The sequence below is a fragment of the Roseitalea sp. genome, assembly GCF_984466335.1.
Map to the genome: position 1 here is coordinate 1 of NZ_CFIFWG010000118.1, position 9,288 is coordinate 9,288.

Annotated in this window: 12 protein-coding genes and 1 pseudogene; 5 read left to right on the plus strand and 8 right to left on the minus strand. The window is 67.2% G+C overall.

The window, feature by feature from the left end; translation table 11 throughout:
• The 8 genes and pseudogenes from AC5E6L_RS11045 to infC all read right to left on the minus strand — a co-directional run.
• Window positions 1-144, minus strand: a pseudogene (locus tag AC5E6L_RS11045) (phenylalanine--tRNA ligase subunit alpha); the annotation flags it as partial.
• Between the two features lie 249 nt (window positions 145-393).
• Window positions 394-795 (minus strand): 50S ribosomal protein L20, encoded by a 402-nt coding sequence (gene rplT, locus AC5E6L_RS11050; protein ID WP_491229306.1) that lies wholly within the window; start codon window positions 793-795, stop codon window positions 394-396.
• A 33-nt stretch (window positions 796-828) separates the two neighbouring features.
• Window positions 829-1,029, minus strand: a complete 201-nt coding sequence (gene rpmI, locus AC5E6L_RS11055) for a 50S ribosomal protein L35 (protein WP_491229307.1) — start codon at window positions 1,027-1,029, stop codon at window positions 829-831.
• Between the two features lie 241 nt (window positions 1,030-1,270).
• Complete coding sequence (locus AC5E6L_RS11060; RefSeq protein ID WP_491229308.1) at window positions 1,271-2,599, minus strand: sensor histidine kinase; 1,329 nt, start codon at window positions 2,597-2,599, stop codon at window positions 1,271-1,273.
• A complete protein-coding gene (locus AC5E6L_RS11065) occupies window positions 2,596-3,267 on the minus strand; it encodes a response regulator transcription factor (RefSeq protein ID WP_491229309.1) in 672 nt (223 codons plus the stop codon). The genes AC5E6L_RS11060 and AC5E6L_RS11065 overlap by 4 nt, the downstream gene beginning before the upstream one ends.
• 25 nt (window positions 3,268-3,292) lie before the next feature.
• Window positions 3,293-3,760, minus strand: a complete 468-nt coding sequence (locus AC5E6L_RS11070; protein ID WP_491773284.1) for a PepSY domain-containing protein — start codon at window positions 3,758-3,760, stop codon at window positions 3,293-3,295.
• A 213-nt stretch (window positions 3,761-3,973) separates the two neighbouring features.
• Window positions 3,974-4,246 (minus strand): hypothetical protein, encoded by a 273-nt coding sequence (locus tag AC5E6L_RS11075; RefSeq protein WP_491773286.1) that lies wholly within the window; start codon window positions 4,244-4,246, stop codon window positions 3,974-3,976.
• A gap of 158 nt (window positions 4,247-4,404) precedes the next feature.
• Entirely contained in the window at window positions 4,405-4,941 is a 537-nt protein-coding gene (gene infC / locus AC5E6L_RS11080; protein ID WP_491773294.1) for a translation initiation factor IF-3, read from the minus strand.
• Between the two features lie 188 nt (window positions 4,942-5,129).
• Here infC and AC5E6L_RS11085 point away from each other — a divergent pair, with 188 nt between their 5' ends.
• From AC5E6L_RS11085 to AC5E6L_RS11105, 5 genes are all read left to right on the plus strand, one after another.
• Window positions 5,130-5,900: an alpha/beta hydrolase gene (locus tag AC5E6L_RS11085; RefSeq protein ID WP_491230836.1), complete on the plus strand. Its 771-nt coding sequence runs from the start codon at window positions 5,130-5,132 to the stop codon at window positions 5,898-5,900.
• A gap of 3 nt (window positions 5,901-5,903) precedes the next feature.
• Window positions 5,904-7,046, plus strand: a complete 1,143-nt coding sequence (locus tag AC5E6L_RS11090) for a benzoate/H(+) symporter BenE family transporter (protein ID WP_491773288.1) — start codon at window positions 5,904-5,906, stop codon at window positions 7,044-7,046.
• 127 nt (window positions 7,047-7,173) lie between these two features.
• On the plus strand, window positions 7,174-7,635 hold the full coding sequence (locus AC5E6L_RS11095) for a DUF2852 domain-containing protein (protein ID WP_491773290.1): 462 nt from the start codon (window positions 7,174-7,176) through the stop codon (window positions 7,633-7,635).
• A gap of 139 nt (window positions 7,636-7,774) precedes the next feature.
• A complete protein-coding gene (locus AC5E6L_RS11100) occupies window positions 7,775-8,518 on the plus strand; it encodes a M48 family metallopeptidase (protein ID WP_491773292.1) in 744 nt (247 codons plus the stop codon).
• 44 nt (window positions 8,519-8,562) lie between these two features.
• Window positions 8,563-9,240 carry a phosphoribosylanthranilate isomerase gene (locus tag AC5E6L_RS11105; protein WP_491229353.1) on the plus strand — a complete coding sequence of 226 codons (678 nt, stop codon included), beginning with the start codon at window positions 8,563-8,565 and terminating at the stop codon, window positions 9,238-9,240.
• Window positions 9,241-9,288 lie beyond the last annotated feature (48 nt).

The window sequence follows — 9,288 nt, forward strand, 5'->3', positions numbered from 1 at the left end:
CATCGCGCCGAGCGTCTTCATGCGCTCGGAGACCGCGCCCTTCTTGCCGATGGCGGCGATCCGCACTTCTTCGATGGCCGCCTCGTCGGCGGCGGCGGCGATATCGGCCATCAGCCCGTTTTCAAGCTGCTCCAGTTCAGACATGCGGTGTCCTGTCAGGTGACGGCGCGGCCCGGTTCGGGCCGCAGCGGCGCTGTCTTATCAGGATTTTCGCGCGCGTCCACACTCGGGCCGGCGCCGGCCCGAATAAGCCGGCCTTCTCGGGAACCGTCGCAGCGAGGCGAAGGCGTTCGCCGCCGCCCAGGATCGCCGTGCCCATGCCGGTGACGGCTTGCCCGACAAAAGCCCGGCACAAGGCCGGGCTTTTGGCGTGCATGGCCGCCCGCGATCAGATCATCGCACCGCCGCCTCATAGGCGTTCGGCGTGGTGTCCTTGAGGTAGGCGAGTTCCGCCTTGGCCTTGTCGGCGACCGCGGCAAATGCCGCCGGCTCGTGGATCGCCATGTCCGACAGCACCTTGCGGTCGATCTCGATACCGGCCTTGTTGAGCCCGTCGATCAGCCGGCCATAGGTCAGCCCGTGCGTGCGCGCGGCCGCGTTGATGCGCTGGATCCACAGCGAGCGGAAATTGCGCTTGCGCGCCTTGCGGTCGCGATAGGCGTATTGGTCGGCCCGCTCCACCGCCTGCTTGGCGGTGCGTATGGTGTTCTTGCGCCGTCCGTAATAGCCCTTGGCGGCCTTCAGGACCTTCTTGTGCTTGGCGTGAGACGTCACGCCGCGTTTGACACGTGCCATTGTCTTTGTCCTCGATGTCGGTGCGCTGGGAGATCAGCCGCCGTAGGGCATGAACTTCTTGATGATCCTGCCGGCCGGCTCGGACAGCACGCCCATGCCGCGCGCATCGCGGATGAACTTGTTGGACCGCTTGATCATGCCGTGACGCTTACCCATCGGGGTGTATTTGACCTTGCCCGAGGCGGTCAGCTTGAAGCGCTTCTTGATCGAAGCCTTCGTCTTCATCTTGGGCATTTTGCTCTCCATTTTGCGTGCTCACGCCGGCTCGCTTCGCGGGCGCTGCGTAAAGGGCGTTCGAAAAGTCGAACGGGGATCGGTCGATCCCTCCTCGCTTCGCTCGGCATACGACAGCTATGTGAGGGTTGTCAGCATTCTTGAACCGACACGGCATGCCCTGCCGGCCGGTTCGGATCGGGCGGCTATAGACTTAAAGCATGCCGGGCGCAAGCCTGCGCGCCGGCAAGGGCAGAGGCAGTCAGGCCAACGGCCAGACGAGTTCGGCCCGAAGCCCCCCAAGCGTCTTGGATGTGCAGAGCCGAAGCGCGCCCCCATGCGCCTGCACGATGTCCGCGGCGATCGCCATGCCCAATCCGGTTCCAGGCTTGTTTTCGTCAAGGCGCACGCCACGCGCGAGAACCTCCTTGCGCATCGCTTCGGGAATGCCCGGCCCGTCATCCTCGATGGCAAGGACACCGTTCGCGCCATCGATCCACGCGCTCACGACGATGCGGACGGCGGCCCATTGGCGGGCATTGTCCAGAATGTTGCCGATCGCCTCGGCCGCATCGCCGACGCCTGCGACAATCGTCATCGCCTCGGGCATGGCGAGGCGCCAGTCGAGCCGCTCGTCGGTGTCGAGCGGACGCACCGCTTCCACCAGGCGATGGCAAAGGGTGGGCAGGTCCGTATGCGAACTGCCGCCGAGATGCAGCCGGGCCATCGCCAACTGCCGGTCGATGCGCTGACGCACCGCGTCCACCTGCGTCATCAACCGTTCGGCCTCGGCGCTGTTGCCTTGCTGGAGGTTGTCGGCCGTGTGAGCGATCACGGTCAAGGGGGTCTTGAGAGCGTGGGCGAGATCGGACGCGCGGGCCTGCGCGCGCGCGACCGACCGGTCTCGTTCGTCCAGAAGGCTGTTCAACTCGTTGACGACCGGGCTGATCTCCGAAGGGCCGGTCTCGTTCAGCCGCCGCCGATGGTCGCCGCGGATCGCGACCACTTCGTCGCGAAGGCGGCGCAGCGGCGCAAGGCCGATCACCGACTGGGCGATGGCGGCGACCGACAAGAGCAGCGCGGTCAGACCGAGCATCAATGCAAGATCGTCGCGGAACGCGGCGACGGCCATGGTCAGGTCGTCAAGGTCCGCGGCGGCGGCGACCAGAAACGGCGGACGCGGCTCGCCGGCCACGAAGGTGATGCGCCTCGACACGACGATCAGCGGCTCGCCGCCCGGACCCCATTCGACATCGAACACGGTGAACACGTCATCGCGAATCGGGAGCTGATCGGCGAACATGGAGCGGGACTGCGCGACGACTTCGCCGCGCGCGGCGACCTGCCAGTAACGCCCGCCCGCCGGCGTGTTGTACCGCTGATCGGATATCGCCGCCGTCAGGGCCGCCACATCGCCGTCCACGATCAGTTGGGCGGCGACGCCGTCGATGACAGCGCTCAGTTCGGTGACGAAATTGGTGAGCACATGGCGCTCGAACAGCGCCACAAGCGCCAGCCAGACCAGAAACAACGCAATGGCGATCAGGACGCCCGCCCCGAGGATCAGGCGCAGGCGGAGCGAGCGGATCATTCATCGTCCCCTGCGATGATGTAGCCGAAGCCGCGCCGGGTGACGATGCGGTCGGGGCCGATCTTGCGCCGCAGGCGTCCGATCAGCGCCTCGACGGCGTTCTTGGCCACCTCGTCGTCGCGGCCCTGCACATGGGCGGCCAGATCATAGGCCGAAACCACCTTGTCGGCGTTGCGGACGAGGTGGGACAGCGCGCGATATTCGGTCGGCGTGAGGTCGAGCGGGGTGCCGTCGAGCCGGACCGTCATCCGGTCCTCATCGACCTGGAAACCGGAGGCCGAGGAGGCGGCGGCCGCCGCCGGACGGGCGCCGGCGCGACGCAGCAGCGCCTTGAGTCGGGCGATCAGTTCCTCGGCCCGGAACGGTTTGGGAAGGTAGTCGTCGGCGCCCGCCTCGAAGCCGTCGACGCGCTCCATCCAGCTGCCCCGCGCGGTCAGGACAAGCACGGGCACCCGGTTGCCCTCGCGCCGCCAGCGCTTGAGCAACGTCATTCCGTCAAGGCCCGGCAATCCGAGATCCAGAACGACGCAGTCGAACGGCTCGGTGTCGCCCAGCTCCCAGGCCCGCGGCCCCTCGGCGACGCGGACGACCTCGAAGCCGGATGCCGACAAGCTCGCCACGACATGCGCGGCAATCGTCTCGTCATCCTCGGCGAACAAGATGCGCACGCCCGTCACCCCCGCACCCGCCGGCCTATCTGATGCGCACGACCGCGCCCGAGCGCGCGTCGATGCCGCGCTTCGTGACCACGCCGTCGGCCTCGCGGACGGTGAACACATACACAAGGCGCGATCCGGTGCTGAACAGCCGGGTGTCGATGGCCAAGCCAGATGTCTGCCGGCGCAGGCGCGACAGAGCCGTATTCAGGCCCATCGCATCTCCGTTGCGCACGGCGCGGCGAACGTCGGACTGACCCAGATAGCCACTTGGATAATCGCGCCGAACGCCGTTCGGGCGGCCGCGCCCCGCCTCTTGGTCGTCGTCACCATCGTCCTGTTCGCCTCCTGAGCCCGAGCCTGCGGTGGACCCGCCATCGCCATCATCGTCCTCATCATCGTCGTCGTCATCATCATTGTCGTCGTCATTGTCGTCATCATCCTCATCGTCTTCGGCCCGCGCCGAGCCGAGCCACGGCAACGCGCCGGCAGCCGCGGTCAGCAAGAGCGGCCGGAACACAAGTCCCAGGAACGACCGACGCCTGTGGTGTTTTTTAAGGATGGCGGACACAGTTCTTTCAATGCAAGAGCGGTTGGAGATGGTCGTTTACAGGACAACGGCACCATCTCCAACCTGAGTCAACCTTCACCGCCCACGGGGCGCTATGGCCGGCTTCCGGTCACTCATCCCATGTCGAGGTCAAGCCTCGAGCGACGATCAGTCGTCGTCGCCGTCATCGTCGTCGCTGTCGTCACCGTCATTCTCGTCATCATGATCACGATCGTCGTCACGGTCATGATCACGATCGTCGTCACGATCATAATCGCGGTCGTCGTCACGATCATCGTCACGATCGTCTTCGCTCCAGTCCGCGTTCAGAACGCGGAACAGGAAGCCGCGGTCATCGTCGGCCTGTGCGACCGACAGCGGACCGGCCATGACGAGCGCGAGGGCACAGCTCAAGGTAAGAAGCCTGGTGGTGGTTTTCATCGGAACTCTCCTGATTTGAGCGGCAAACGAGCATGCCGCCGCGATCGAGAGTATCGCCCATGCGCTGACGGCCCGCTGACCGTACGGTCAGCAAACGGTCAGCAAACGAAAAAGGCCCGCCGGGGCGGGCCTTTCGGGTCGGCAGGGATGCCCGGGCGCTATTTCGGCGCCAGCACCATCATCATCTGGCGGCCTTCGAGCTTCGGCTCGGCCTCGACCTTGGAGATGTCCTGCACCTCCTCGCGCACGCGCTGGAGCAGTTGCATGCCCAATTGCTGATGCGCCATTTCGCGGCCGCGAAAGCGCAGCGTCACCTTGACCTTGTCGCCATCGTCGAAAAACCGCTTCACCGCCCGCATCTTCACCTCATAATCGTGGGTGTCGATATTGGGCCGCATCTTCACTTCCTTGACCTCGACGGTCTTCTGCTTCTTGCGCGCGGCGGCGGCCTTCTTCTGCTGCTCGTATTTGAGCTTGCCAAGATCGAGGATCTTGGCGACCGGCGGTCTGGCGTTTGGCGAGATGAGAACGAGATCGAGGCCAGCATCCTCGGCCATGCGCCTTGCATCGCGGGTATCCGTCACGCCCCTGTTCTCGCCGTCGGCGTCGATGAGCTGCACCTCGTGCTCGCGAATGTCGTCATTGGCGGGGGGGCCGGATTTCTGCGGCGGCGGCGCTCTGAATGGTCTGCGAATGGTCGTGGTCTCCTGATTGTTGACCGGAAGGTTTCACGCTCCCGGCGCTCGGGCCGGCGGGAGCCGGCAAGTCCATAGCATGAACGTTGAGGGAAATCATCCGCTTTCGGGCGGCACGGCTTCACAGAGCGCAACCAAGCGCACATAAGGGCTGGCGCGCGGTTCGAAACGCGCCGAAAGGGGATGGCATGGACGAGGACCGGCTGGATGTTGAAGGCGTATCCATCGCCGTGCGCCACCGGCGCGGCGGCGTGCCGAACCTTGTCTGGCTCGGCGGCTACCGCTCGGACATGGACGGCACCAAGGCGGTCGAACTGGACCGCTGGTGCGGCGCAAGGGGCCTGGCCTGCACGCGGTTCGACTATTCCGGCCACGGCGCGTCCGGCGGCGACTTCAAGGCCGGCACCATTTCGCGCTGGCTCGGCGAGGCGATGGCGGTCGCCGGCGCGTTCGCCGAAACGCCGATGATCCTGGTGGGCTCGTCGATGGGCGCCTGGATCGCGCTGCGCATGGTGCGGGAACTGAACGGGGGCGCCGGCAACGACCCGATCGCCGGCCTGCTGCTGCTCGCGCCCGCGCCAGACTTCACCAGCGAACTGCACGAGCCGCGCCTGACCGAGGCACAACGGCGCGAGCTGGACGAGAAGGGCTATTTCGAGGAGCCGACGCCCTACGGGCCCGAGCCGAACGTCTTCACCCGGGCGCTGTTCGAGGACGGCCGCGCGAATCGCGTCATGACCGGGCCGATCGACACGTTCTGCCCGGTCCACATCATCCAGGGGCAGGCCGATCCCGACGTGCCCTGGCAGCACGCGCAGCGCCTGTTCGCGCTTCTGTCGAAGGACGATGCCACCATCGGCTATGTCAAGGATGGCGACCACCGCCTGTCGCGGCCCCAGGATATCGCGCTGATGCTCGGGGCCGCCGGCACGCTTGCCGCGCGGGCGGGCGCCGCCTGAGCCATGCCTCGCCTCTCCACCTTGTCGTCGGCGCTGGTGGCGTCCTTGGTCGGTTTCGGCGGCACGATGGCGCTGGTGCTCGGGGCGGCGCAGTCGGTGGGAGCGACCGAGGCGCAGACGGCGAGCTGGATCACCGCCATCGCCATCGCCGTCGCCCTTGAGACGCTGATCCTGACGCTCTGGTTCCGCATGCCGATCATCGGCGCCTGGTCCATCGCGGGCCTGGCGCTGGTGACGGCCAGCACCGGCTATACGATGAACGAGGCGGTCGGCGCCTTCGTCGCCGCGGGGCTCCTGACGGTCGCCACGGGCCTGTTCCGGCCGCTGATGCGCGTGGTCGAGGTGATCCCCGGCGCGATATCGGCGGGCATGCTGGGCGGCATTCTGCTGCCCTTCGTCGTCGCCGGCGCGCAGGCCGCAACGATCGATCCGGCCTTCATCCTGCCGCTCGCCGCCGGCTTCTTCATCCTGCGCGCCCATGACCCGCAACTGGCGGTGATCGCGGTTTTGTTCGCCGGGGTCGGCTGGGCGCTGCTGGGCGACATGACCGAGGCGAGCGTCGCCATCGAGACCTCGTCGCTGACCTTCGTTACACCGCAAATATCGGTGGGCTCGCTCTTCGGGCTGGCCGTGCCGCTCTATGTCGTCACCATGGCCTCGCAGAACCTGCCGGGCCTGGCCGTGCTGCGCGCCGACGGCTATCGCCCGCCGGCCGGCCCCGTGATCGCGGTGACCGGCGCCGGCTCGACGCTGACGGCGGTGCTGGGCGCCTCGTCGACCAATCTGGCGGCCGTGACTGCGGCGATCTGCACCGGCCCCGACGCCCATCCCGATGCGACCGCACGCTGGGCGACGGGCGTCTGGTACGGGATGATCTATTGCGTCTTCGCCCTTTTCGGCGCATCGCTGGTGGGCTTGGTTTCCGTGCTGCCCGCGTCGCTGATCGCCTTCGTTCTGGGCACTGCGCTGCTCGGTCCGCTCGCCAACTCGACGCGGATCGCGGTCGCCGACGAAAAGGACCGGATCGCCGCCATGACGACGTTCGCGGTCACCGCGTCGGGGATCGTCTTCTTCGGCATCGGGGCCGCCTTCTGGGGGCGCATGGTGGGCCTCGCGGCGCATTTTCTCGCACGGCCAAAAGCCTGAATCTTAATAAAAATTAATCTCGGTTTGCGCCCGAATCCGACCTTGTCGCTTGCATGGCCACGGGCGCGTCACCACCTCGGAACCGTGGCTGGCGATCGCCGTCACGCTGAAACGGAGTTTAACGCACATGACACAGACCGCCTTGATCCGTCCCGCCTGGACGCCGGCGACCATCGGCCTGATGGTGCTGGGCTTCATCGTCTTCTGGCCGCTCGGCCTTGCGATGCTGGCCTACATCATGTGGGGCGACCGTCTCGACGGCTGGAAAGGCGATGTCGGCCGCGCCACAGACGCCATGAACCGCAATTGGGGCCGCTTCGGCCGCGCGGCGGCCATGCCGCAGCGCACCGGCAACGTCGCCTTCGACGACTGGCGCGACGCCGAACTCAAGCGCATCGAACAAGAGCGCCGCAAGCTCGATGAAATGCGCCGCGAGTTCGACGATTATCTGCGCGAGCTGCGCCGTGCAAAGGACCAGAAGGAATTCGATCAATTCATGGCCCAGCGCGACGGCAGCGCGGACGGCGATGCCAAAAACGACGCCAGGGGCACCTCGGTGCCGAACGTGAAGGGCTCGGACGAGGCCTGAGCTTGGCGCCGCCCGTGCCGGGCGCCACCGAACGTGGCGCCGGGCTGACCTGAAGACATGGTTTGATTTGCCGGATCGGCTCCGCCGCATCCGGTTTTTCTTTGTCCGCACGCGGTCGAATCGCGGTAGGGGATGGTCCATGGCATTTGGCTTTGTCCGCAAAATCCGACAGCCCGAGGCCCGACCGGACACACATGAGGTATCCGGTCGCGCCCTGCCGCTCGCCATCGTCGAAAATCCGCGCGCCAGGCGCATGACCTTGCGCGTCCAGCCCGGCGACAGGGGCCTGAAGGTCACCGTGCCGCCCGGCTTGGCCCAGGCCGAGATCGACCGGTTCCTGGCCAGGCAGGAGGAATGGCTTGCCGACAAGGTCGCCGCCATGCCCGACCGGCCGCGCGTGCGCCCGGGCATCAAGCTGCCCATATGCGGCGTCAACCATCTGATCGTCCATGAGCCCGGGCGCGGCGTCACGACGGTCCGACGGGGCGCAGACGGGCCGGAACTCGTCGTGCGCGGCGCGCCCGAACATGTGCCGCGCCGCATCGCCGACTTCCTCAAAAAGACCGCCCGCGCGCGCATCGAGCCGCTGGTCGCCCGCCATGCGAAGAGCCTCGGCCGCCCGGTCCGGTCGGTGCGCTACAAGGACACGATCAGCCGCTGGGGCTCGTGCTCGTCGGCGGGCAACCTGTCCTTTTCCTGGCGCATCGCCATGGCGCCGCCGGCGGTCATCGACTATCTGGTCGCCCACGAGGCGGCGCATCTTGTCGAGATGAATCACGGGCCGCGCTTCTGGGCGCTTTGCGACAGGCTCTGCCCGGACACCGGGCGCTGCAAGGCCTGGCTCAGGCGCAACGGATCGAAGCTTCAGTCGATCGTGTTCTGAGCCATCCTCTCGACTCGCGCTCCGGGCCGCGCTAAGCGGTGGCGATGAGCCTGGACATCAAGATTTGCGGCCTTTCGACGCCCGGCGCGGTCGACGCGGCGATCGGCGGCGGGGCGAGCCATGCCGGCTTCGTCTTCTTCGGCAAGTCGCCGCGCAACGTGGCGCCCGAGGCCGCAGCGCCGCTCGCCGCGCGCGCTCGGGCGGGCGGCGTGGCGCCGGTCGCCGTCACGGTCGATGCGGACGATGCCGCGCTGGAGGCCATCGTCGAAGCCATGCGCCCGGCCATGCTGCAACTTCACGGCGCCGAAACGCCCGGTCGCCTCGCCGCCGTCAAGGCGCGCCACGGCCTGCCGGTGATGAAGGCGCTCGCCGTCTCCGATGCCGGCGATCTTGACAGGCTCGATGCCTATCGCGGCGTGGCCGACCGGTTCCTGCTCGACGCCAAGCCGCCAAGGGGGTCGGATCTTCCGGGCGGCAACGGCGTCAGCTTCGACTGGTCGCTGCTCGGCGCGCTCGACGCGCGCACGCCCTACATGCTGTCGGGCGGTCTCGATGCGGACAATGTGGCCGAGGCGCTCGCGGCCGCCGATCCGTCCGGCATCGATGTGTCGTCGGGCGTTGAAAGCGCGCCGGGCGTCAAGGATGCCGCGCTGATCGAGGCCTTCCTTCTGGCCGTCGCCGAGGCGCGCGAACAGCGGCGCACGGCCGCAATGGGAGTATAAGCGATGAACAAGCCCCCAGAACCCAATTCGTTCCGGACCGGGCCGGAC

What these genes read in the sequence shown, in the direction of transcription:
- rplT (WP_491229306.1), bottom strand. Translation starts at nt 795, where the DNA reads ATGGCACGTGTCAAACGCGGCGTGACGTCTCACGCCAAGCACAAGAAG.
- rpmI (WP_491229307.1), bottom strand. Translation starts at nt 1,029, where the DNA reads ATGCCCAAGATGAAGACGAAGGCTTCGATCAAGAAGCGCTTCAAGCTG.
- AC5E6L_RS11060 (WP_491229308.1), bottom strand. Translation starts at nt 2,599, where the DNA reads ATGATCCGCTCGCTCCGCCTGCGCCTGATCCTCGGGGCGGGCGTCCTG.
- AC5E6L_RS11075 (WP_491773286.1), bottom strand. Translation starts at nt 4,246, where the DNA reads ATGAAAACCACCACCAGGCTTCTTACCTTGAGCTGTGCCCTCGCGCTC.
- AC5E6L_RS11085 (WP_491230836.1), top strand. Translation starts at nt 5,130, where the DNA reads ATGGACGAGGACCGGCTGGATGTTGAAGGCGTATCCATCGCCGTGCGC.
- AC5E6L_RS11090 (WP_491773288.1), top strand. Translation starts at nt 5,904, where the DNA reads ATGCCTCGCCTCTCCACCTTGTCGTCGGCGCTGGTGGCGTCCTTGGTC.
- AC5E6L_RS11095 (WP_491773290.1), top strand. Translation starts at nt 7,174, where the DNA reads ATGACACAGACCGCCTTGATCCGTCCCGCCTGGACGCCGGCGACCATC.
- AC5E6L_RS11100 (WP_491773292.1), top strand. Translation starts at nt 7,775, where the DNA reads ATGGCATTTGGCTTTGTCCGCAAAATCCGACAGCCCGAGGCCCGACCG.
- AC5E6L_RS11105 (WP_491229353.1), top strand. Translation starts at nt 8,563, where the DNA reads ATGAGCCTGGACATCAAGATTTGCGGCCTTTCGACGCCCGGCGCGGTC.